The organism is Streptomyces sp. NPDC041784 (assembly GCF_055591025.1).
This window is the reverse complement of the sequence record NZ_JBVJAB010000047.1, coordinates 7,651-29,424: the sequence shown is the minus strand read 5'-3', so window position 1 is coordinate 29,424 and position 21,774 is coordinate 7,651. Positions and strand designations below refer to the sequence as shown.

The window sequence follows — 21,774 nt, the reverse complement described above, 5'->3', positions numbered from 1 at the left end:
GTCGCCGCCCGGCACCGCCCGCTTCAGTCGTGACGGAACCCTCCGGCGCCGGCCCCACCCGGCACGGCACCTGCGAACTGCGGCACGAACGAAAGAGAGCACGCGAGTGAACACCCTGCGTCGGCGCGTCGACCGCGTCGTGGACGACATCCGCCACGGCCGGCACATCGAGGCGTACGTGTTCTTCCTCCTGGGCGCCACCCTCGTCGTCCTGGGTCTGTTCGACCTGGTCGGCACCAAGGGCATGGCCCGGTTCACCGTGGGCGCCCTGGCGCTGCTGGTCTTCCGGACGGCCGCGCAGCCCGAGCCGCCGCCCGCCTCGCCCGACGAGGTGCTGCGCCGGCGGGAGGACCTCGGCCCGCTGTCCCGGCTCCTGGACGGCGCCCGCGACCTGCGGGTCTACGGCCCCACCGCGATCAACGTCCTGGCCGGCGCGGAGGATCTCCGGCGGGGCATCCTCCAGCGCGGCGGCACCGTCCGGTTCGTGCTGCTCGACCCGGAGCCGCGGGCCGTCGCCCACGCCGCCGCGCAGCTCGACGACAACCTCGACCTCGGCGCCGCGCTCCAGAGTTCGCTGCGCGCCCTGCGCCGGCTGGAGGGGGAGCCGGGCTTCGACTGGCGGCGGCTGCCCTTCAACCCCGGCTTCAGCCTCCTCGTCGTCGACGGCGACAGCCCCGACGGGCAACTCGTCGTGGAGTTCCACGGCTTCGGGGACGGCACCATCAACGAACGCATGCACCTGCGCCTGGACCGCCGGACCTCACCGCACTGGTACGCGTACTGGCTGGGCCGCTTCGACGCCCTCTGGGCGGCCGCCCAACCCGGAGCCGGCCCCCTCCTGCCCGGCCCCGCCCAGCCCCCGGCCGACGAGGGCGACCCGCAGGCGGTGCCGCGGTGACCGCCCCGGAGCCCGCCGTCGCCGAGGCGGCGGCGCTGCTCGATGGCCTCGGGCCCGAGGAGGCGCTGCTGTGGTCCGGCGCCGGCCTCTCCGTCGAGGGGCCCACCGGTCTGCCCAGCGGCCCCGAACTGACCAGCCGTGTCTTCGACACCTTCTTCGAACCTGGCGCACTGGCCCGGGTGCTGACGTACCACCAGGTCGTCGGGCTCACCACGACCCCGCTGTGCGAGCAGGACACCGGTCTGCCCGCCGCCCGGCTGCCCCGGCTGGAGACCGCGCTGGACGCCGCCGCCCGGGCCCGTCCGGACGCCTTCCCCGACACCTTCGACATCCTCGACGACGTCCGGGTCGCCGTACCCAACCGGCTGCACGCCTTCGCCGCCGACCACATCGCGCGGGGCGGACGGCACGTCACCGCGAACTTCGACACCTGCGTCGAACAGGCCCACCAGGCACGCCACGGCCGTCCGGTGCCCCCGGGCGCCGTCCACCACTTCCACCTCTCCTTCGCCGACTCGCCGGACGGCAAGCAGCTCGGCGCCACGCTCAGCCTCATCCGGACCGGCTTCCCGGGGGCCGAGGCGGCCCGGATGCGGGACCTGCTGCGCACCCACCGCGCGGTGATCGTCCTCGGCTACAGCGGCAGCGACTACTTCGACGTCGACCGGCTCGTCGCCGCGCTCCCGCCGGACGGCCTGCGCGGCCTGCGGGTGCTGTGGGCGATGCACTCGGCGCACCCGCCGCATGTGCCGGACCGGGACCCGATCCCGCTCCAGTCCCTGCTGCGCGCGGCGGGAGCCGACGTCCGCGTCGTCTGCGGCCCTACGGACCTGCTGCTGGCGGAACTCGCCCGACGCTGGGGACTGCCGCCGCCGGACGCCCCGCAGCCCCGGGAACCGGCCACCCCGCGGCTGACGGTCACCGACGCCGAACGCCACCGCGCCACCTTCCTGCTGTACCGCTCGCTCGGCCTGCACCGGGAGGTCCGCCGGCTGCTGGACGAGCACGGCACCGGCGCCGACGATCCCGTCGAACTGCGTGCCGTCCGCTCGCAGTTGCTGTGGGAGGCCGGCGCCTGGAGCACCCTGCGCCGGATGTGGCGGCGCGCCCCCGCCGACGCCCCCGACCGCACCGTGCGGGCCGAGCGCATCGGCGCCTGCCTGTGGGCACAGGGCCGGCTGCTCCCGGCCTGGCTGTGGCTGAACCGGCAGCGGTCCGCCGTCGCCGCGGGCACGGACGAGGCGTACGTCCTGGAGGAGACCCTGAACCGGGTGGTCGAGCACATGCACCGCACCCCCGACCTGCGCCCCCTCGCCCGCCGGCTGCTCGCCCGGATGCCGGCCGCCGGGACCCCGCCCGAGGAGAAACCCGATGAACAGGCGGGGGCGGCGTCGGGGGCGGCCCCGGGAGAGGAGCCGGGGGACGACGAGGTCGAGCGGCGCGTGGCCGTGTTCCAGGCGCTCCAGGACGTCCGCGACAGCCTCGACGCCCTGCGCCGCGGCGGACCTCGCGACGACCACACGCACGCCGACCGGTCGACGACCTGGTTCCGGGAGTCCGGCGACCTCCAGGGCATGCTGAGCTACCGGCACCGCGCGCTGCGCGACGGCTACCGGGCGGACGACCCCGACGTCACCGACGAGACGCTGCGGGAACGCTACGAACAGCTCGCCACCGCCAACCTCTTCCTCGGATCGCGGGCCGGAGCCTGGCGGGTCGCCCTGCTGCCCGGCGCCCACCGGGTGTTCGCGGTCCGCGAGTACCTCTTCGCCCTGGCCGTCCTCCAGTACGGCTGGTGGCACCGGTTCCGGCTGTTCGCCTGGTACCTGCCCCGACGCCTGCGCCACCGGGCGGCGGCCGGAGCGGGCCGGCGCACCCCCTTCGGACGGAGTACGCGATGAGCCTCACCGCCCAGCAGACACGGCACTTCAGGGACTGCGGCTACCTTCGGCTGCCCGGCGTCGTCCCCGAGCCGCTCGCGGCCCGGCTGCGCCGGCTGGTGCGCGACGAGGCCGCCCTGTCCCCGCCGGCCGCCCCGGACGCGCCGGGCGGCGGGCCCAAGCTGTACCGGCTGTACGAACGGGACCCCCGGCTGGTCGGCGAGCTGATCACCGCGCCGCGGCTCGTCGGCGCGCTGCGGTCGCTGCTCGGCCCCAACGTGGTCTACCTGCTCAACCGCCACAATCAGGCGGCCGTCAACGCCCCCGGCAGCGCCGCACCGCGGCTGCACCGGGACGTCCTGCAGTGGTCGCGCGGCCTGGTCACGGCCGTCGTCTACCTGGAGGAGTCCACGGTCACCGGCGGCTGCACGCATCTCGTCCCCGGCTCCCACTACCTGCCGTTCGTCGGGGTGCCGCAGCCCGACGGCGGAGGCACCTGGATGGACGAGCACGTCGAGTTCGCCGACCTGCTGGACCAGGCGCTGCCGGTGCCCGTGCCGGCCGGCGGGGTCCTGCTCTTCGACGCGCTCGCCTTCCACACGGTCGGCGCCAACACCGGTGACCGCAGCCGGATGAGCCTGGTGCTGGGCTTCCGCAGCGCCGACGAACTCGACCGGCACCCCGACCGCAGCCGCCAGATCGTCGTCAGCGGCGGCCATCTGTACCGGGGCAACGACCGCGCCGCCGGGCCGCCGCGTCCCCGGGTGCCGGACATCGAGGTGGTGACGCCCGCCCCGCGTCGGGAGGAGGCGCTGACGTGCCCGGACGAGACGCGGGCGCACCGGTGAGCGCGCCGGGCGGTGAGGACGGCGCCGCCGCACCCCTGGCCCGGCCCGCAGGCGCCGCCGAGCACCGGCCCACCGTCGTCGTCACCGGCGCCGCCCGCGGCCTCGGTTTCCACACCGCCCACGAGCTGTGCCGGCGCGGTCACCGCACCCTGTGCGTCGTCCGCGACCCCGCCGCCGCCCCGGTGCTGCGGGCCGCCCTGGGGCCCCTGGCGCACCCCGTCGTGGCCGATGTACGGGACCCGGACGCGGGCCGGGACCTCGCGGCGCTCGTCGGCGACGGCCCGGTCGGCCTGCTGGTCCACAACGCCGGGGTGGCCCATCCGCCCAGCGTCCTGCGGGAGTTGAGCCCGGACGACGTACTGGACTCGTTCGTCACGCACTGCCTCGGGCCGCTGCGGCTCACCCAGGCCCTGCTGCCCGCGCTGCGCCGCGCCCGGCACGCCACCGTCGTGCACGTCTCCTCGCGCCGGGGCTCGTTCGCGCGAGCCGCGCGGGACGACGGCCCGGGCGCCCGGCACTACGCCTACCGGATCGGCAAGGCCGCCCAGAACATGCTGAGCCTCAGCCTCCGCCAGGAACTCGCCGGCGCGGACATCCGGGTCGTGGCCGTCCACCCGGGCTCCCTGCGCACGGCCATGGGCGCCCGGGACGCAGGGGACGACCCGGGGACCGCCGCCGCCGACCTCGTACGCCTTCTGCTGACCGATCCCCGGCGGAGGCTTCCGCCGTTCGTGGAGAGAGCGGGTGATCCGCATCCCTGGTGACGCGCGCGATCTTCTGACCCCGGGGGCCACGGCGCCGACGCCGGCGCCCGCCGTGCTTCCGCTGGAGCGGCTGGCGACGGGGCCGGTCCCCGCGTGGGAACTCGGCCGGCGGCTCACGGTTCCCGGGCAGGTGCGCCGCGACCCGCTGGACGGCTCGGGCTATCGCTGCGGGTTCGTCACGGCGGACGGCCGGGTCGTGGCCGTCCACCGCGACCACGGCCTGCGGATCCTGACGGACGGCCGCGCCCGGGCGGGGTGGGCCGGCGCGGCGGAGGTGACGCACGGCGCCGCGCACCCCGACGGCATGGTGCTGACCGGGCCGGCCGGGGTCGTGCTGCGGCGGCCGGACGGCACCGGCACCCCGCTGCTCGACGCCCGGCGCCTGCCCGCCGGGGCGTGGCCGCCGGCCGCCGCGGGCCTGCTGGGCGGCGGAGACCTCGTGCTGGCCCTGCCGCGCCTCGGGCAGGTGCTGGTCGTGACGCCCGGCGGCCGGATCCGCCGGCGGCTGGGGTCCGGGGACGGCCTCGACGAGCCCGCGGGGGTGTCCGTCGATCCGGACGGGAGCGGGTTCCTGATCGCCGACGCCCGGGCGCACGGCGTGTTCCATGTCGCGGGTGCCTCCGGGGCGGGGCCCGTCCGGCTGGTCCACGGCCGCACCGGCCGGGCGGGCAAGGGACCGGGGCTGCTCAACGCGCCCCGGCACGCCTGCGTCACCGCCTCGGGCGGGGTGCTCGTCGCGGACACCAAGAACAACCGGGTGCTCGAGGTCGCCGGCGGCGCGGTGGTACGGACGTGGGGGCGGACCGACGCGCACACCGGCTCGGCGCTGCGGCTGTGGCATCCGAACACGGCCGTGGCCTGCCCGGACGGCAGCGTGCTGGTGGCCGAGGGACGGGGTGACCGGCTGCTGCGGCTCGGGGACGGCGACACGTCCACCGTGCTGCTGGGGCGGTGCGACATCGCCGCCACCGAGCTGATCCAGCCCCGGGGCGCCCACTTCGTCGCCCCGGACCGGGTGCTGGTGGCCGACTGCCACAACGACCGGGTGCTCGACGTGACGCCGACCGGACAGGTGCGGCGGGTGCTTCCGGCCCCCGCCCCCGCCCCCGCCCTCGCCACCGCTCCCGTTCCCGTGCCCGTGTCGTGCGTTCCGCCCCGGCTCGACTGGCCGAGGTTCGCCACGGCGAGTGCCGAGGGCACCCTGGTGGCCGACGGCCGTCGGCGGCGGCTGCTCTGCCTGGACGGGGCGGGCGCGCCGCGCTGGCAGCTGACGGCGTGGCGCCCGCGCGGGGAGGCCGCCCCCCGGCCGTTCGGCGACCCGCACCACGTCGTGGTGACCTCCGTGTCCCCGTTCAGGATGCTGGTGACCGACAGCGAGACCGGGACGGTCGGCCGGATCGACCGGCGCGGGGTGGCCGACTGGTGGCACGGCGGCCTCTCCGACCCGCACATGGCCCTGCCGCTGCCGGACGGCGGCGTCCTGGTGTGCGACACCGGCGCCGACCGCCTGGTGCACGTCGACCGGTACGGGCGGCGCACCACCTGGCTGGACCCGGAGCGGGTACGCGCCGACACCGGGACCCCGCTGTGCCGGCCCCGCTCGATGGCCCGGCTGCGCGACGGCGCCCTGGTGGTCGTCGACACGGGACACCACCGCGTCCTGCTGGTCCGCCCCGACGGCCGGGTCCGCTCCCTGTCCCCGGCGCTGGACGGGCTGGTGGGCAGCCTGTTCTTCCCGCGGCACGTGGCCGTGGACGTCGGCGAACAGACCCTGCTCCTGAGCGACTTCGACAACTCGCGACTCGTCTTCCTGGGCCTTCCCGCCCTGCTGGAGGTGTGCGGTGGCTGAACCGTGGACCGTCGACGCGCCCCGCTGGGAACCGGAGGCACCGGTGCCGGCCGTCGGGCTCTTCGCCGACCGGGGCGTGCGGTACGCCGACAAGTTCTGGACCCGCGACGGCTGGGTCTACAAGGCGGTCGGCGACCACCACCCCGAGAACGGCGTGCTGGCCGTCCCGGACTGGGCCCCCGTGCGGGACGCGCCGCGCGGCGACTTCGAGCAGCGCGCGGGCCTCGTCAAGGTCCGTGACCACCGCTGGCCGGACGGCACCCCGGTCCGCCGCCGGCTGCCCTTCGTCGACGTGCCGTTCCACGCCCGCCGCTTCGAACTCCTCGGGCCCGACGCCGTCGCGGCCGCGATCGTCCCGGAGGACGCGGCCCGGCGCGTGGTCGACCATCCCCGCTCCGCGCGGGAACGCCTGGTCGGGCAACTCCTCCGGTCCCTGGCCGAGGCCGCCGGGACCGATCTCTCGCGGGTGGGGCTCAACGGCTCGTACGCCTGCGGCCTGTCCTGCGACCGCTCCGACGTGGACCTGGACGTCTACGGCGCGGACGCGGTGGCCGCGACGACCCGCGCTCTCCCCCGGCTGCTTGCGGACGACGCCTCCGGCTGGCGGCGGCGCTTGCCGCCTGACGAGCAGACGAACCTCTTCTACGTGTGGCGGGCGGCCTATCCGCAGGCGGCGTGGGACACGATGTTCGCCGCCTTCGAGGCCGGCGGCAGAAACCGGTTCAACCTGCGGTACCGGGGGCTGCGCGTCTCCGTCTCGTACCACTCGCGCGGCCGCGCGGAACGCTTTCCGGCGGCTCCCGTGCCGTACGGGCCGCCCGGGCCCCCGGCACGGATGCGCGCGGTCTTCGTCGAGGACGGCCCGCCGGGCCAGCTCGACCTGCCCGCGCTCTTCACGGTGCGGGACGCGCGGTCCGACACGGGCGCGCGCTACGGGACGGTGACCGTGGTGAGCCACTCGAAGGCGTTCGGCTTCTGCCGGGACGGGGACCCGGTCGAGTTCACGGCGTGCCCGGTGCCGACGGACATCGGCGATGTCCTGCTCGTTCCGTCCTACGGCCCGCGGTGGCCGGTGCGGCCGCTGCCGCTTCCCGGGTGAGCGGGCCGCTCGGGCCGGTCCGCGGGCTCGTCCGCGACATCGGCTGCGGGCTCGTCCGCGATTTCGTCTCCGGGCTGGTCGCCCGGTTCGCCCGCGGGCTGGTCCGCCGCCTGGTACCGGGACCCGGACACGGCCGTCGACGTCCGGCCGTCGGGGCCGACCGCGGGGGAGCCGGCCACGAAGACCCGGTACATCTCGCGTTCCTCCCCCAGGTGTTCATGGTCCTCCGGGGCGATGTGCACGGTGGCCCGGTTGTCCCAGATCGCCACGTCGCCGGCCTCCCAGCGGTGCCGGACGCAGAACTCGGGCCGGGTCATGTGGGCGAAGAGCAGGTCGAGGACGTACCGGCTCTCCGGCGGCGCGAGTTCGTTGATGTGGCTGGTGAACGCCGGGTTCACGAACAGGGCGCGCAGTCCGCTCTCCTCCAGCACCTGGACCACCGGATGGTGGGCGACGAGGCCCGTGTCCAGCGCGGTCCGGGTGACGCCGTCCAGGACACCGAAGGGCACGTATCCCACCAGGTAGCGGTGTTCGGCGGTCAGTTCGTCCAGCAGGCGGCGCAGCGGCGCGGACAGGTGCTCGTAGGCGGTCACCAGGTCCGCCCAGGTCGTGTCGCCGCCCCGGGAGGTGACCCGCTCGGCGCGCAGGACGCTCAGGGACGGCGGGTCCACGGCGGCGGTGATGTCGGCGTGCCAGCCGGAGAGGAAGCCGGGGCTGCGCCAGCGGGCCCGGTGGTGTTCCTCGGCGCTCTCCGGCCGCCTGCCTCCCGTGACCAGGGAGTGCACGAACGGGTGGTCCGGTGCGGCGTTCCGCCAGGGGTGCGGCGGGGCGAGCGGGCCGAACCGGCGGGCCAGCCCGGTCTGCTGCGCGTGCGTCAGGAACTGACGCCGGAAGAACAGCACGCGGTACCGCCGCAGCGCCCCGCGGACGGCCGTGAACACCGGCTCGTCCAGCGGGTCGCCGAGCCGGACACCGGACACCTCGGCGCCGAAATAGCCGGAGGCCGGAGAGACGCGAATGTCCGCGGGGTTCCCATGAGAATTCTTACGCATGAATCGATCCCCTCCCTGAAGGGAGAAAGCCATGTCCGGTGCGCTCGCCAAGCGAATAGTGCTGGCCGGTCTGGGTCCCTATGCCCGGACCATGTACTACCCCCTTTTGGAAAGGTACCAGTCGGCCGGACTCCTCACCATAGACACGGTCGTGGAAATGGAGTCGCAGCGGGACATCGTCGAGAAATACCTGGCGGGCCGTTCCCATCAGCCCCGCCGTGTCGTGCTGGTCGCCGGCGCACTGGATTCCGCCGCGCTCGCGGACGTCCTGGACGGAGCCGATCCGTTGCGCGAAACCCCTGCCTGGGGCTGTGTCGTGGCGACCGAGCCCCGCGCGCACCGGGCCTATGCCGAGTGGGCGGTCCGGCGGGGTATGCACGTTCTCCTGGAAAAGCCGGTGACCGCCCGGGATCTGCGCACGGAAGGGCCCACGGAGGCGCTGCGGCTCGTGGAGGACCAGAATTATCTGGCCGAACTCGCCGAAAAGTACGGCGTCACCGTGGTCGTCCAGGCGCAGCGCCGGGCGCATCCGGCGTACCGGATGGTCAAGGAGATCCTCGCAGAGGTCGTCGGTGAATACGGGATACCGCTCACCTATCTGGACATCCACCATTCCGACGGCACCTGGAACATGCCCTGGGAATTCGTCTCGCGTGACGGTCACCCCTACAAATACGGCTACGGGAAGCTGCTGCACTCCGGCTACCACTTCGTCGACCTGTTCTGCTGGCTGACCGAGGTCAACCGGCGATCCGCGCGGCCGCCGGACCGGGTCGGCCTCGAGGTGAGCGCGGTCGACGCCCGGGGCGTCGACGCCCAGCTGACGGACGCCGCCTACGAGCGGCTCTTCGGCCGTGAGCGGTGGGGGCGGTTCAGCGCTTCGCCCCGGCCGGCCTCCGTGCCGCGGCAGCCCTGGGGGGAGACCGACGTGGTGCTGCTGGCGCGGCTGATGAACGGCCCGGACGTGGTGACGACGGCGGTGCTGTCGCTGCTCCAGACCTCGCTGTCCGGCCGGGCCTGGCTGGAGCTGCCCGAGGACACCTACAAGGGGAACGGGCGGGTCCGGCACGAGCGGGTGACGCTTCAGGTGGGGCCGCTCATGACGATCCGGGTCGACTCCTGCCAGGACGGCCGGCCCGACGGCGGGCCGAGCCCGTTCGACGTCGTGGTGTACCGCAACCGGAGGCTCATCGGCGGCGAGGCCGTCAGCCGGGTCAGGGTGCGGACGCCGGACGGCGGGGCGGCGGCGTCGGACAGTCTGAACGACCGGGCCAGGGAGGAGCTCTTCCGGGACTTCCTGGCCACGGACGGCCGGCGCAGCGGGCTCGCGCTGCACGGGACCACGGTGCGGGTGCTCGCCGCGGCGGTGGCCGGGGTCGTCCGGGCGACGCGGGGCGGAACCGGCCGGTCCGTGGTCGCGCTGGACCCCTCGGCACGGGAGTGGTATCGCGCCGAATGACGCCCGTGTTCCCGATCGGTGGTAAAGGAATCGCAATATTCTTCTGACCGGATGAATTGGACGCCGACTCGGGCATTCTTCGTTCGCGGGAACTTCCGCGTTCCCTGGGAACACTCGTGTTCGCGCCTCTTTTCGGCCTTCCTGGGGTCGGAATGCGACTCTTCCCGGGGGTTGGACGGATGGCGACCAGGTCATTGCGCGCAGGCGAGCGGGAGTGCCGCGCACGCCGTTGACCATATGGTTCCGGCCAGCAGTGGGGGTGCGGCGCGGTCCTGATCGATCGTGTACACGTAGGAGCCGTACGGCGATCCTCTGAGTATCCGTCACATCGTGCGGCGCGATCGGCCGAGAGGGGACGAATCGCTGGTTGCGGGCATCCAGAATGGCTTGATCCGCGCAAGGTCGGCGTTCCCGTTCGTCCGGTATTCTCCGAGGGTCCGCAATCGGAATGTGGAATTCCTCTTGACTCGTTCGACATAGCTCGTTTACGCCATGGATCTTTGACAGTCGGAAGAAGGGCTTTTTAGACTCGCCGAGTGCAGTGGCCCTGCCCGGTCGGGGGTCTTTGAGAGCTAGACGAGTCTTGGGGGAGACGATGAGTCAGCGTGCACCGGAACTACCCGTTCTGGCGAATACCGGGATCACCGCGGGAACCGGAACGGCCGTCATGCCGCCGTCGATGGCGACGGAGACGTGGCGGGTGCTCGTGGTGGAAAGCGATGTCCACTATGCCGAGTCCCTGATCCATGGTTTGCGCAGGCATGGACATGAAGTAAACGTGGTCGAGCGGGGCGGGATGGCGCTCCAGGTGTACGGGCTCGCCGACCTCGTCCTCATCGATCTGGAACTGCCCGACCTGGACGGGCTGGAGGTCTGCCGGGCCATCAGGACCGTGTCCGACATCCCCATCATCGCCCTCACCGCCCGGGGCACCGAGCTGGACCGGGTCCTCGGCCTCCAGGCCGGGGCGGACGACTACATGGTCAAGCCGTACGGGTTCCGGGAACTGATGGCCCGGATGCAGGCGGTGATGCGGCGGGCCCGGCCCGCGCCGCGGCCGGTGGAGGTGATTTCGCACGGGCCGCTCAGGATCGACGCCGGCTCCCGCGAGGTGAGTCTTTACGGAAGGCCCGTCGTCGTCACCCGCAAGGAATTCGATCTCCTGCATCTGCTGGCCTCGCATCCGGGCAGTGTGATTCCGCGAAATCGACTCATGCAGCAGGTGTGGGGCGATTCCTGGTCCCGGCGGACTGTCGACACACATGTCAGCAGTCTGCGCAACAAACTGGGCGCCAGTGAATGGATCATCACCATCCGGGGAGTCGGGTTCAGGCTCGGCAACGGGTGAATTCAGAATCGATCGCCCGAGGCGCGAAGTATTTCCGTTCATCCGTTGCCGAGGGAAACAACTGACGTCCGAACAAGGGAAAAGGAACAGAAATATGCGCGAGGCGGGGCGGAGTGCCGCTCCGCCGTCAGTGCTGCCCGCGGCGCCCGCGCCCCCGCTTCTCGCCCAGTGGTCCAGTCCGCACCCTTCGGCCGCCCACCAGCGCCTGACCTGGGCATCTGACATTTCTCTGACCTGGATCTGAGCCGGACCCGACACACTCGCGCTCGATTTGTGAAACCTGACGAAGCCCTGAAACCAGGTCTGTTGAAACCGGGGACCCGCCCCACAGAGGCTAGTTGTCAAGGCCCTGTGCGCCGACTTTCTTCGTGCGACGGGGGCTCGGTCGACCACTCAGTCATCAACTGTCGGGAACCAGGGAGCCGCGTGTTGCGCTGTTCGTCCACCTCGGAGTCCGCCCTCGCGGAACGCCGCCGGCCTCGGCCGGCCGCCGGTCCGCCGCGGGGCCCCGAGTCCACGCCGCACTGACGGATCCTCCCCGACCACAGGTGCGCGGCCGCCCGCCACCGCGGCCGCCGGCGTCACCCGGTGACGCCCCCGACCACCGCCCCGTGGCGCGCGTTTCCTCGCGAACGAGAAGAGAGGGCATCGACATGACCATGGCCATATCATCGACCCGGAACATCGCGGATCTCCTCCTGCGGGCCGCCGAGAACCACCCCGGGTCCGGCCTCCTCTACCAGCAGGGCGACGACGACGCACGGCTCCAGCGCTATCCCGAACTCGTCGACGAGGCCCGCAGGGTGCTCACCGGCCTGCGCGGCCGGGGCCTCGCCCCCCAGGACAAGGTCGTCCTGCTCCTGGAGCGCCCGCAGGAGTTCCTGCCCGCCTTCTGGGCCTGCCTGCTCGGAGGTTTCGTCCCCGTCCCGATGGCACCCCTCGGCGGCGACCCCGAGCGCTGGGCCACCCAGCTCGGCCATGTGAACACCCTCCTCGACCAGCCGCTGGTCGTCACCACCGAGACCCTCGCGGCCGAACTGCCGCACGTGGAGGGCCTCGGCGTCACCCCGCTGTCGAGCCTGTACGCCGCCGAGAGCGCCGACCTGCTCCACCAGGCCGCGCCGCAGGACACCGCGCTCCTGGTCCTGACCTCGGGCTCCACCGGCAACTCCAAGGCCGTCCGGCTCACCCACGCCAACCTGCTCGCGTCCATGGCCGGCAAGAACGGCTACCACCGGCTCGGCCCCGACGACGTCTCCCTCAACTGGGTCTCCTTCGACCACGTGGCCGCCCTCCTGGAGTGCCACCTGCTGCCCCTGTACGCGGGCGCCACCCAGCTGCACGTCGAGGCCGCCGTGGTCCTCGGGGAGCCCCTGGAGTTCCTCCGGCTGATCTCCCGGCACGGCGTCACCATGACGTTCACCCCCAACTTCCTGCTGGGACTGCTGAACGCGTCCGCCGACCGGCTCGACGAGACCGGGCCCGTGGACCTGTCCCGGCTGCGCCACATCATCAGCGGCGGCGAGGCCGTGGTCCGCACCACCGGCGAGACGTTCCTGCGCCTCTTCGCCCCTCACGGACTGCGCCCCGACGCGCTGTGGCCCGCCTTCGGGATGACGGAGACCTGCGCCGGCTCCATCTACTCCCAGGCGTTCCCGGCCTCCGACCAGGGTCAGGAGTTCGCCAACCTGGGCACCCCCGTCGAGGGCCTGCTGCTGCGCGTCGTCGACGAGCACGACCAGGAGCTGGGCGCGGGCGAGACCGGTGAACTCCAGCTCACCGGGCCCATGATCACCCCGGGCTACTACAACAACGAGCAGGCCACCCGGGACGCCTTCACCGCCGACGGCTGGTTCCGCAGCGGCGACCTCGGCCGGCTCGACGACGGCCGGCTCACCCTCGTCGGCCGCAGCAAGGACAGCGTCATCGTCAATGGCGTCAACTACTTCAGCCATGAGATCGAGACCGTGCTGGAGCAGCTGGACGGCGTCGCCCGCTCCTACGTCGCCGCGTTCCCGACCCGCGCCCCGGGCAGCGACACCGAGCAGCTCGTCATCGCCTTCCACCCGGAGACCGAGGACGGCGACGAACTCGCCCTGTACCGGGTGCTGTCGGCGGTGCGCTCCGGGGTCGTCATGCTCTGGGGCTTCCGCCCCTCGCTGATCCTGCCGCTGCCCAAGGAGGCCTTCCCCAAGACCAGCCTGGGCAAGATCCAGCGCTCCCTGATGCGCAAGAGGCTGGAGGCGGGCGCGTACGACCAGGTCACCGAGTCCGTCGCCGACCTCGTCCTGCGCCGCCTCGGCGGATACACCGCGCCCGAGGGCGAGACCGAGCGGATCCTCGCCGGGATCTACGCCGAGATGTTCGACACCGCCCCGGAGAAGCTCAGCGCCACCGCCAACTTCTTCGACCTGGGCGGCACCTCGCTGGACATCCTGCGGCTGCGCAGCATGGTCGCCCAGCGGCTCGGCGCGCACGACCTCCAGATCATCACCGTGCTGACGGCCCCCACCGTCCGCGAGCTGGCCGCCCGGCTGGGCGAGGACGCGTCGGCCGTACGGCCGTACGACCCGATCGTCCCGATGCAGGTCGTCGGCGACAAGACACCGCTGTTCTGCGTCCACCCGGGCGTCGGCGAGGTCCTCGTCTTCGTCAACCTCGCCAAGTACTTCGTGGGCGACCGGCCGTTCTACGCGCTGCGGGCCCGCGGCTTCAACCCGGGCGAGAAGCCCTTCGAGAGCTTCGAGGAGATGGTCTCCACCTACGTCGAGGCGATCCGCGCCAAGCAGCCGCACGGCCCGTACGCCGTCGCCGGGTACTCGTACGGCGGCGCGGTCGCCTTCGAGATAGCCAAGACCCTGGAGGCGCAGGGCGAGCGGGTCGACTTCGTCGGCAGCTTCAACCTGCCCCCGCACATCAAGTACCGCATGAACGAACTGGACTTCGTCGAGACCGCCGCCAACCTGGCGTTCTTCCTCGCGCTCATCGACAAGAAGCAGTCCCTCGACCTGCCGGGGCAGCTGCGCCACCTCTCCCGCGAGGAGCAGCTCGCGCACTTCATCGACATCGCGCCGAAGGCCCGGCTCGCCGAACTCGACCTCACGCTGGAGAAGTTCACCGCCTGGGCCACCCTCGCCGACGGGCTCACCGACCTGGGCCGGACCTACGCGCCCGGCGGCTCGGTCCGCACGATGTCCGTCTTCTACGCGATCCCCCTGCGCGGCACCAAGGAGGACTGGCTGAAGAACGAGCTGAGCCGCTGGGACGAGCACTGCCCCGACGTCCGCTACCTCGACGTGCCCGGCGAGCACTACACCCTCATGGGCCCGAACCACGTGCCCGTCTTCCAGTCGATCCTGCGGGCGGAACTCGACCGCGCGCTCGGCGACGCCGGCTGACACCCCGACCCGACCACCGAGGAGAGCACGATGAACGGCAAGAAGATCCTGGTCACCGGGGGCACCGGACAGGTGGCGGGCCCGGTGGCCAAGGCCCTCGCGGGGGACAACGAGGTCTGGGCGCTGGGCCGGTTCGGCACCCCCGGCTCCGAGGAGGCGCTCACCGAGCACGGCATCACCACGTTCCGCTGGGACATGGACGACACCGGCGACGACAGCCTCAAGGGCCTGCCCGAGGACTTCACCCACGTCATCCACTCCGCCGTCCGGCGCGGCGAGGACGGCGACTTCAACACCGCCATCGAGGTCAACACGGTGGCCACCGGCCGGCTGATGACCCACTGCCGTACCGCCGAGGCGTTCCTGTACGTCTCCACCGGCGCCCTGTACGCCCGCCAGACCCTGGACCACGCCTACACCGAGGACGACCCGGTCGACGGCGTCGCCGACTGGCTGCCCGTCTACCCCGTCGCCAAGATCGCCACCGAGGGCGTGGTCCGCGCGTACGCCCGCACCCTGCGCCTGCCGACGATCATCGCCCGCCTCAACATCGCCTACGGCCCCGGCGGTTACGGCGGCGTGCCGATGCTCTACTTCAAGCGGATGCTGGCCGGGGAGCCCATCCCGGTGCCCGTCGAGGGCCAGAACTGGTGCTCCCTGCTGTACACCGACGACCTGATCGAGCAGGTGCCGCGGCTGTGGGAGGCCGCGTCGGTGCCGGCCGTCCTCACCAACTGGGGCGGGGACGAGCCGGTCGGCATGACCGACTGCGTCCGCTATCTGGAGGAGCTGACCGGGGTCGAGGCCAAGCTGGTGCCCAGCGAGGTCACCCGGGAGACGTACCAGTTCGACCCGGCACTGCGCACGCGGCTGACGGGCCCGTGCAAGGTCGGCTGGCGCGAGGGCATCCGCCGCACCGTCGAGTCCATGTATCCCGAGTACGCGAAGTGACGAGGAGCCACAGCCCGGTGAAGACGCAAGAGAGCAACCTCCATCTGATCCACGCGGCGTACCAGGCGTTCCACGCCCGGGACGTGGACGCGCTGCTGGCCGTCCTCTCCGAGGACGTGGAGTGGATCCACCCCGAGGGGATGCGCGAGTACGGCCTCGGCGGCACCAAGGTGGGCCACGCCGGCGTCAAGGAGTTCCTGGCCCATGTGCCCACCGTGCTGGGCGGCATGCGCCTGCACCCGATGGAGTTCGTGCAGTCCGGGGACCGGGTCGTGGTCTTCGGCGTACGGGACGTCACCTCGCACTCCGGGCACACCGAGACCCTGGACTTCGTGCACTCCTGGACCCTCCGGGACGGCCGGGCGATCCGCATGGAGGACATCTTCGACACCGTTCTCTTCCACCGTCTGATAGAGAGCTGACGGTCCGTCATGACGTACGCCTATCTGGGCCCGGAGGGCACGTTCACCCAGGCGGCGCTGCGCCGGGTCGTGCCCGCCGGGCGGGACCGCCCGTTCCCCACGGTCCCCGCGGCGCTGGACGCGGTGCGCCGCGGGGACTGCGGGGCGGCCGTGGTGCCCTTGGAGAACTCCGTGAAGGGCGTGGTGCCCGTCACGATGGACCAGCTGGTCTCGGCGGAGCTGCACATCACGGCGGAGGTGGAGGTGCCGGTGACGTTCGCGCTGATGGCGCGGCCCGGCACCGAACTCCCCGCCGTCACGGAGGTGTTGAGCCATCCGCACGCGCTCGCCCAGTGCGCGCGCTGGCTGGCGGAGCAGCTGCCCGAAGCTCGTGTCCGGCCCGTGGACTCCACGGCGGCGGCCGCGCGCGAGGTGGCCGGGACGGCGTCGGCGGCGGGGGTCGCCGCGGTCGCGGCCCCGCTGGCGGCGGACCTGTACGGCCTCGCGACCCTCGCCACCGGTATCGGCCAGCGGGCCGGCGCGGTCACCCGGTTCGTCTCGGTCGCCCCGGCGTGGTTCCCGCCGGCGAGGACCTGGCTGGACCGCACCTCCCTGATGGTGCACCCCGGCGACGGTCCCGGCCGGCTGCTCGACATCCTGACCGAGTTCTCCTCCCGGGACATCGAGGTGAGCCGGCTCCACTCCTGGCCCACCGGCGACCGCCTCGGCAGCTACCGCTACTTCATCGACATCGACGGCCACATCGAGAACCCGCCGGTACGCGAGGCGATGTCCGCGATCGCCGGGCTGGGAGCGGGGGCCCGCTTCCTGGGCAGCTATCCGCGCTGGGCGCGGCGGACGGAGGAACCGGTCTGACCGGGACCGCCCGCCACCCGCACCCGCCCCACCCGCACCCGCCCCACCCCTCACCCACCCCTCACCCCCACCCCTCACCCCCACCCCTCACCCCCACCCCTCACCTCCACTCCTCACCCCCGTCCCCGCGACCGACCCACCCCACAGGAGCGTGACCCGTGCCATCCCTGTTGCACCTCGACACCAGCCCGCGGATCGAGTCGACCACGCGGCGGGTCACCGCCGAGTTCGCCGCGTCCTGGCGGGCGGCCAACCCGGCGGGGACACACGTCCACCGGGACCTGGCGGCGCTGCCCGTGGCGCATGTCGACGCCGAGCAGATCGCGGTGATGCACCGGCTGGAGAGCGGTGACGTGCGTGACCTCGACGAGGCCCGTGACGCCGCCGTCACGCCGGAGGAGAAGGCGAGCTGGGCGCTCACCTGGGACCTCGTCGAGGAGGTGCTGGCCGCCGACACGCTCGTCCTCGGGCTGCCCATGCACAACTTCTCGCTGCCGGCCACCTTCAAGGCGTGGTTCGACCGGCTCGTGATCCCCCCGCTGGTGGTCGACCCGGCGACGGGCACCGGCCCCCTGTCCGGGAAGCAGGTCGTCGTGGTCACGGCCCGCGGCGGCGCCTACGGACCGGGCACGCCCCGGTACGCCTACGACTTCCAGGAGCCTTACCTCAAGGCCGCGTTCGGCATGGTCGCCCTCGCCGACGACCTGACCTTCCTGCACGCCGAGATGACCAAGTCCGGCCATGTGCCCCGGCTCGCCGGGTTCCAGGGCATGGCCGCCACCTCCCTCAGCCAGGCCCTCGAAGGGGCCCGCCTCCAGGCACAGCGCGTCCGCGTCTGACGGTCCGCCCCGCGGGTCCCGTCACCCCTCCGTACCCCACCCCATCACCCCGTCACCCCTCCGCACCCCGTCACCCCCGGCACCGCACTCCACTCGTACCCACTCCGGAATCCTGAGGTTCTGTCATGAACACAATGGACACAGCGGGCGCGTCGAAGCCGGCGGCCTTCGGGCTGGGGCCCGCGCTCGGTCCCGGGCCGCGCGACACCTGGCGCGGCCTCCCGGCGGGCCAGCAACCCCCGTACCCGGATCCGACGGCCCTGCGCCGGGTCACCGACGAACTGGCCGGCGCGCCGCCGCTCGTCCTCCCCGGTGAGTGCGACCGGCTGAGGGACCGGCTGGCGGCCGTCGCCCGCGGGGAGGCGCTGCTGCTCCAGGGCGGCGACTGCGCCGAGACCTTCGACCGGGTCTCCGCGGAGACCGTGCACAGCAAGCTCAACACCCTGATGCAGATGTCCGCGGTCCTCACCTACGCGGTGGCGATGCCGGTGGTGAAGGTCGGCCGGCTCGCGGGCCAGTACGCCAAACCGCGCTCGAAGCCCACCGAGACCCGCGACGGGGTCGCCCTGCCCGTCTACCGGGGCGACGCGGTGAACGGCCCGGACTTCACGCCCGAGGCCCGCGTCCCGGACCCGGAGCGGCTGCTGCGGATGTACCAGGCGTCCTCCAACACCCTCAACCTCGTGCGGGCGTTCACCGCGAGCGGCCGGGCCGGACTCAGCCAGGTCCACGAGTGGAACCGCGACTTCATCGCCGGCTCCCCGCTGCGGGCCCGGTACGAGATCATCGCCGACGGCATCGACCGCGCCATGAACTTCATGCGCGCCACCGGCGCCCGCCCGCGCGACTTCGACGACTCCGAGTTCTTCGTCTCCCACGAGGGGCTGCTGCTCGACTACGAGGGTCCGCTCACCCGCCGCGACAGCCGCACCGGGCGGTCCTACGCCACCTCCGGGCACATGCTCTGGATCGGGGAGCGCACCCGCGACCTCGACGGCGCCCACGTGGAGTACTTCTCGCGGATCGACAACCCCATCGGTGTGAAGTTGGGTCCGTCCACCACCCCCGACACCGCGCTCCAGCTGATCGACCGGCTCGACCCGGACCGCGAACCGGGCCGTCTCACCTTCGTCGTCCGGCTCGGCGTGGACCGGGTGCGCGACGTGCTGCCCCCGCTGGTGGAGAAGGTCACGGCCTCCGGCGCCCAGGTCGTCTGGGCCTGCGACCCGATGCACGGCAACACCATGGAGGCCCCCTCGGGCCACAAGACCCGTCGCTTCGACGACATCCTCGGCGAGGTCCGCGGCTTCTTCGAGGTGCACCGCGCCCTGGGGACGCACGCGGGCGGCATCCATGTGGAACTCACCGGCGACGACGTCACCGAGTGCCTCGGCGGCGGGCACGACCTCGGCTTCCCGGACCTCTTCCACCGGTACGAGTCGGCGTGCGATCCGCGCCTCAACCGGGGGCAGTCGCTCGATCTCGCCTTCCTCGTCGCCGGGTTCCTGGAGGACGCCCGGCCGGCACTCGACGGCCTCGCGGGCTGAGCAGACGTCAGGAAAGGAACACAGCAGGGGAGTGGGCGGACCGGATGACCGTGACCGAGAACGAGAACACCGTCGACGACACCAGCGTGCGCGCCGAACTGGACCAGCTCCGCGAGAGCATCGACAACATCGACGCCGCCGTGGTGCACATGATCGCCGAACGCTTCAAGTACACCCGGCGGGTCGGCCGGCTCAAGGCGGTCCACCGGCTGCCGCCCTCCGACCCGTCCCGCGAGGCCCGGCAGATCGCCCGGCTGCGGAACATCGCCGAATCCGCGCGCCTGGACCCGGCGTTCGCGGAGAAGCTGCTCCACTTCATCATCGCCGAGGTGATCCGCCACCATCGGACGATCGCCCCGGACCGGTGACCGGACCGGTGACCGGTCCGGCGGTGGGCACGGTGGGGATCCGGCGGCTACCGGGCGTCGTAACTGCGGCGCGACATGCCGATGTACTCCCGGTGGCGCTCGGACCACTGGATGAGCGAACTCACCTCCTTGGACAGCGTGTGCCCGACCGGGGTCAGCTCGTAGTCCACCCGGGGCGGGGTGCTCGGGGTGACGGTCCGTATGACCAGGCCGTCACGCTCCAGGCTGCGCAGCGTCAGCGTGAGCATCCGCTGCGAGATGCCGTCGATGGAGCGCCGGAGATCCGAGTAGCGCCGGGGTCCGTCGCCGAGCAGCGCCATGATCAGAACGCTCCACTTGTCACCCACCCGGTCCAGCACGTCCCGCAGCCGACAGGTGGTCAGACCCTCGCTGACCTGGTCGGGAACATCCATGTGCGTAGCGCTTTTTGAGGTGCCGTCTTCTGCCACACCAGCAGGATCGCCCAAAATCGGACCGAGAACAAGAAGTGACCAGCGCACTGTCGGTGCGTGGCTCCGGCATGCCGTGGAGCGCTGCCGCCGAGCGGAGAAGCAGAGCCGAGCGGAGCCGAGCGGAGCCGAGCAGAGCCGAGGACCCGAGGAGAATCATGGCCGTCGACCCGAGTGCGCTGAGCACTCTGCCTCCCCGCAAGGGGCCCCGGCCCGCCACGACCGGGCGGGAGATCCCGCACGACCAGCTGGAGGACTTCTCCCCGCCGGAGATCCGGGCCGCGCTGATCGCCCGGGCGGAGGCCCTACCGGGCGTGTTCATGACACAGAGCCAGGTGTCGGAGCCGTCCTCCCTGGCGCTGCGGCTGAACAAGAAGGACCGGGCCTTCGAGGCGTTCCTGCACCCGTCGGTCGACGAGTTCGGGCACATCCACGGCTCCGGGTTCATGCATCTGACGGTGCCGATGGAGTCGCTCGGCGCGCTGACCGAGCTGGGCTGGATCGAACCGCACCCGATCTCCCGGCGGCCGGAGTTCCCCAGCAGCATCGTCATGCTCTACGCCCCGCGCGACGCCGACGAACTCGAGGTGGCCGCGACGGTGATGCAGGCGTCGTACGAACAGGCCGTGCGCTAGGTCACGCAGCGAACAGCTCACCCGCACAACCGTTCCGACATTTCATCAGGAAGCGAGAACATCCCATGCGCGCAGTAACCATCGACGACTTCGGTACCACCCCCGCGGTGACCGAGGTGGCCAAGCCGGAGCCGGGGCCGGGTGAGATCCTGGTCAAGGTGCACGCCTCGTCGCTGAACGGCTTCGACGGCGCGGTGATCTACGGCGTGTTCAAGGACATGCTGGAGCACAAGTTCCCGGTCACCCTCGGCAAGGACTTCGCGGGCACGGTCGAGGCGGTCGGTGAGGGCGTGGCCCGCGCCGCCGGCGACCGGGTGTTCGGCGTGGTGATGAAGCCGGTCGTCTCCGACGGCGCCTTCGCCGAGTACGTCGTGGTCGCCGAGGGCTACGGCATCGCCGCCGTCCCGGAGGGCCTGGACCTCGCGCAGGCCGGAGCCCTGGGCCTGGCGGGCACCGCCGCCGCGGGCGTCGTCGACGCGCTCGCGCCGAAGGCCGGTGACACGGTCCTCGTCGTGGGCGCGACGGGCGGGGTGGGCGCGTACGCCGTGCAGCTTGCCGTGGCGGCCGGCGCGACGGTCCTCGCCACCGCGAAGCCGGGCGCCGAGACGGAGTTCGTCGGCGGGCTCGGCGCGGCGCACGTCGTGGACCACACCGGCGACCTCGCCGCCCAGGTTCGCGCGATCGCGCCGAACGGCGTGACGGCCGTCGTCCACCTGGCCGGTGACCCGGCGCCGCTGGTGGAGCTGCTGGCCGACGGCGGCCGGCTCGCCTCCACCCTGGGCTTCGGCCCCGAGCAGGCCGGGCGCGGTGACATCACGGTCACCTCCGTGATGGCCAACCCCGACACGGCCACGCTGGACCGGCTGGCCGGTGCCGCCGCCTCGGGCACGCTCCAGGTGCCGATCGGCCAGACGTTCGCGCTCGACTCGGTGGCCCAGGCGGTGGGCGCGTTCGGCGCCGGCACCGTCGGCAAGATCGCCATCTCCGTCGTCTGACCCGACACGACGGCCGTGGGGGGGGGGGGGGGGGGGGGGGGGGGGGGAGGGGGGTGGGGGGGGCTGCGCCGGCTCTCCCCCCTTCTTCTTCTTTCTTTTTTCTTCCCTCCTCTCTCCT

At 72.7% G+C, this 21,774-nt stretch carries 19 protein-coding genes; 17 read left to right on the top strand and 2 right to left on the bottom strand.

The window, feature by feature from the left end; all coding sequences use genetic code 11:
• The first annotated feature begins 106 nt into the window (after window positions 1–106).
• Genes ACZ6D7_RS44225 through ACZ6D7_RS44200 form a run of 6 tightly spaced genes read left to right on the top strand, consistent with a single transcriptional unit; the run spans window position 107 to window position 7,338 of the window.
• A complete protein-coding gene (locus ACZ6D7_RS44225) occupies window positions 107–898 on the top strand; it encodes a hypothetical protein (protein ID WP_469503804.1) in 792 nt (263 codons plus the stop codon).
• Window positions 895–2,799 carry a hypothetical protein gene (locus ACZ6D7_RS44220; RefSeq protein ID WP_469503803.1) on the top strand — a complete coding sequence of 635 codons (1,905 nt, stop codon included), beginning with the start codon at window positions 895–897 and terminating at the stop codon, window positions 2,797–2,799. The genes ACZ6D7_RS44225 and ACZ6D7_RS44220 overlap by 4 nt, the downstream gene beginning before the upstream one ends.
• Window positions 2,796–3,626 carry a phytanoyl-CoA dioxygenase family protein gene (locus ACZ6D7_RS44215; RefSeq protein ID WP_469503800.1) on the top strand — a complete coding sequence of 277 codons (831 nt, stop codon included), beginning with the start codon at window positions 2,796–2,798 and terminating at the stop codon, window positions 3,624–3,626. The genes ACZ6D7_RS44220 and ACZ6D7_RS44215 overlap by 4 nt, the downstream gene beginning before the upstream one ends.
• Window positions 3,596–4,390 carry an SDR family NAD(P)-dependent oxidoreductase gene (locus ACZ6D7_RS44210; protein WP_469503798.1) on the top strand — a complete coding sequence of 265 codons (795 nt, stop codon included), beginning with the start codon at window positions 3,596–3,598 and terminating at the stop codon, window positions 4,388–4,390. Before ACZ6D7_RS44215 ends, ACZ6D7_RS44210 begins: the two co-directional genes overlap by 31 nt.
• The gene (locus ACZ6D7_RS44205; protein ID WP_469503796.1) at window positions 4,371–6,239 is read left to right on the top strand and encodes an NHL repeat-containing protein; all 1,869 of its coding nucleotides are present in this window, start codon (window positions 4,371–4,373) and stop codon (window positions 6,237–6,239) included. The genes ACZ6D7_RS44210 and ACZ6D7_RS44205 overlap by 20 nt, the downstream gene beginning before the upstream one ends.
• The gene (locus ACZ6D7_RS44200; RefSeq protein ID WP_469503793.1) at window positions 6,232–7,338 is read left to right on the top strand and encodes a hypothetical protein; all 1,107 of its coding nucleotides are present in this window, start codon (window positions 6,232–6,234) and stop codon (window positions 7,336–7,338) included. Before ACZ6D7_RS44205 ends, ACZ6D7_RS44200 begins: the two co-directional genes overlap by 8 nt.
• Here ACZ6D7_RS44200 and ACZ6D7_RS44195 read toward each other — a convergent pair.
• Window positions 7,293–8,390, bottom strand: coding sequence for a TauD/TfdA dioxygenase family protein (locus tag ACZ6D7_RS44195; RefSeq protein WP_469503790.1), 1,098 nt, complete (start codon window positions 8,388–8,390; stop codon window positions 7,293–7,295). The genes ACZ6D7_RS44200 and ACZ6D7_RS44195 overlap by 46 nt on opposite strands.
• Window positions 8,391–8,421: 31 nt before the next feature.
• Between ACZ6D7_RS44195 and ACZ6D7_RS44190 the strand changes: the two genes are divergently transcribed.
• The 9 genes from ACZ6D7_RS44190 (at window position 8,422) to ACZ6D7_RS44150 (ending at window position 19,577) form a co-directional block, all read left to right on the top strand.
• Entirely contained in the window at window positions 8,422–9,849 is a 1,428-nt protein-coding gene (locus ACZ6D7_RS44190) for a Gfo/Idh/MocA family protein (protein WP_469503787.1), read from the top strand.
• 667 nt (window positions 9,850–10,516) lie between these two features.
• The gene (locus tag ACZ6D7_RS44185) at window positions 10,517–11,197 is read left to right on the top strand and encodes a response regulator transcription factor (RefSeq protein WP_469503838.1); all 681 of its coding nucleotides are present in this window, start codon (window positions 10,517–10,519) and stop codon (window positions 11,195–11,197) included.
• Between the two features lie 659 nt (window positions 11,198–11,856).
• Window positions 11,857–14,595, top strand: a complete 2,739-nt coding sequence (locus ACZ6D7_RS44180) for an AMP-binding protein (protein WP_469503835.1) — start codon at window positions 11,857–11,859, stop codon at window positions 14,593–14,595.
• Between the two features lie 30 nt (window positions 14,596–14,625).
• Complete coding sequence (locus tag ACZ6D7_RS44175; RefSeq protein ID WP_469503786.1) at window positions 14,626–15,546, top strand: NAD-dependent epimerase/dehydratase family protein; 921 nt, start codon at window positions 14,626–14,628, stop codon at window positions 15,544–15,546.
• Window positions 15,547–15,563: 17 nt separating this feature from the next.
• Window positions 15,564–15,968: a nuclear transport factor 2 family protein gene (locus ACZ6D7_RS44170; RefSeq protein ID WP_469503784.1), complete on the top strand. Its 405-nt coding sequence runs from the start codon at window positions 15,564–15,566 to the stop codon at window positions 15,966–15,968.
• Between the two features lie 9 nt (window positions 15,969–15,977).
• On the top strand, window positions 15,978–16,823 hold the full coding sequence (gene pheA / locus ACZ6D7_RS44165; RefSeq protein ID WP_469503782.1) for a prephenate dehydratase: 846 nt from the start codon (window positions 15,978–15,980) through the stop codon (window positions 16,821–16,823).
• Between the two features lie 158 nt (window positions 16,824–16,981).
• Window positions 16,982–17,662: an FMN-dependent NADH-azoreductase gene (locus tag ACZ6D7_RS44160; RefSeq protein WP_469503780.1), complete on the top strand. Its 681-nt coding sequence runs from the start codon at window positions 16,982–16,984 to the stop codon at window positions 17,660–17,662.
• A 134-nt stretch (window positions 17,663–17,796) separates the two neighbouring features.
• Window positions 17,797–19,209 carry a class II 3-deoxy-7-phosphoheptulonate synthase gene (locus ACZ6D7_RS44155; RefSeq protein WP_469503831.1) on the top strand — a complete coding sequence of 471 codons (1,413 nt, stop codon included), beginning with the start codon at window positions 17,797–17,799 and terminating at the stop codon, window positions 19,207–19,209.
• Window positions 19,210–19,253: 44 nt separating this feature from the next.
• Window positions 19,254–19,577: a chorismate mutase gene (locus ACZ6D7_RS44150; RefSeq protein WP_469503777.1), complete on the top strand. Its 324-nt coding sequence runs from the start codon at window positions 19,254–19,256 to the stop codon at window positions 19,575–19,577.
• 47 nt (window positions 19,578–19,624) lie between these two features.
• Here ACZ6D7_RS44150 and ACZ6D7_RS44145 read toward each other — a convergent pair whose 3' ends face one another.
• The gene (locus ACZ6D7_RS44145) at window positions 19,625–19,990 is read right to left on the bottom strand and encodes a winged helix-turn-helix transcriptional regulator (RefSeq protein WP_469503775.1); all 366 of its coding nucleotides are present in this window, start codon (window positions 19,988–19,990) and stop codon (window positions 19,625–19,627) included.
• A gap of 194 nt (window positions 19,991–20,184) precedes the next feature.
• Here ACZ6D7_RS44145 and ACZ6D7_RS44140 point away from each other — a divergent pair, with 194 nt between their 5' ends.
• Both ACZ6D7_RS44140 and ACZ6D7_RS44135 read left to right on the top strand, forming a co-directional pair.
• Complete coding sequence (locus ACZ6D7_RS44140) at window positions 20,185–20,661, top strand: luciferase domain-containing protein (protein ID WP_469503772.1); 477 nt, start codon at window positions 20,185–20,187, stop codon at window positions 20,659–20,661.
• Window positions 20,662–20,726: 65 nt separating this feature from the next.
• Window positions 20,727–21,656 (top strand): NADP-dependent oxidoreductase, encoded by a 930-nt coding sequence (locus ACZ6D7_RS44135; protein ID WP_469503771.1) that lies wholly within the window; start codon window positions 20,727–20,729, stop codon window positions 21,654–21,656.
• The last annotated feature ends 118 nt before the right edge of the window (window positions 21,657–21,774 follow it).

Bases quoted from the DNA above. Each gene is read 5' to 3' on its own strand.
- ACZ6D7_RS44145 (WP_469503775.1), bottom strand. From the start codon at position 19,990: ATGGATGTTCCCGACCAGGTCAGCGAGGGTCTGACCACCTGTCGGCTG.
- ACZ6D7_RS44185 (WP_469503838.1), top strand. From the start codon at position 10,517: ATGCCGCCGTCGATGGCGACGGAGACGTGGCGGGTGCTCGTGGTGGAA.
- ACZ6D7_RS44175 (WP_469503786.1), top strand. From the start codon at position 14,626: ATGAACGGCAAGAAGATCCTGGTCACCGGGGGCACCGGACAGGTGGCG.
- ACZ6D7_RS44215 (WP_469503800.1), top strand. From the start codon at position 2,796: ATGAGCCTCACCGCCCAGCAGACACGGCACTTCAGGGACTGCGGCTAC.
- ACZ6D7_RS44190 (WP_469503787.1), top strand. From the start codon at position 8,422: ATGTCCGGTGCGCTCGCCAAGCGAATAGTGCTGGCCGGTCTGGGTCCC.
- ACZ6D7_RS44195 (WP_469503790.1), bottom strand. From the start codon at position 8,390: ATGCGTAAGAATTCTCATGGGAACCCCGCGGACATTCGCGTCTCTCCG.
- ACZ6D7_RS44155 (WP_469503831.1), top strand. From the start codon at position 17,797: ATGGACACAGCGGGCGCGTCGAAGCCGGCGGCCTTCGGGCTGGGGCCC.
- ACZ6D7_RS44140 (WP_469503772.1), top strand. From the start codon at position 20,185: ATGGCCGTCGACCCGAGTGCGCTGAGCACTCTGCCTCCCCGCAAGGGG.
- pheA (WP_469503782.1), top strand. From the start codon at position 15,978: ATGACGTACGCCTATCTGGGCCCGGAGGGCACGTTCACCCAGGCGGCG.
- ACZ6D7_RS44180 (WP_469503835.1), top strand. From the start codon at position 11,857: ATGGCCATATCATCGACCCGGAACATCGCGGATCTCCTCCTGCGGGCC.
- ACZ6D7_RS44150 (WP_469503777.1), top strand. From the start codon at position 19,254: ATGACCGTGACCGAGAACGAGAACACCGTCGACGACACCAGCGTGCGC.
- ACZ6D7_RS44135 (WP_469503771.1), top strand. From the start codon at position 20,727: ATGCGCGCAGTAACCATCGACGACTTCGGTACCACCCCCGCGGTGACC.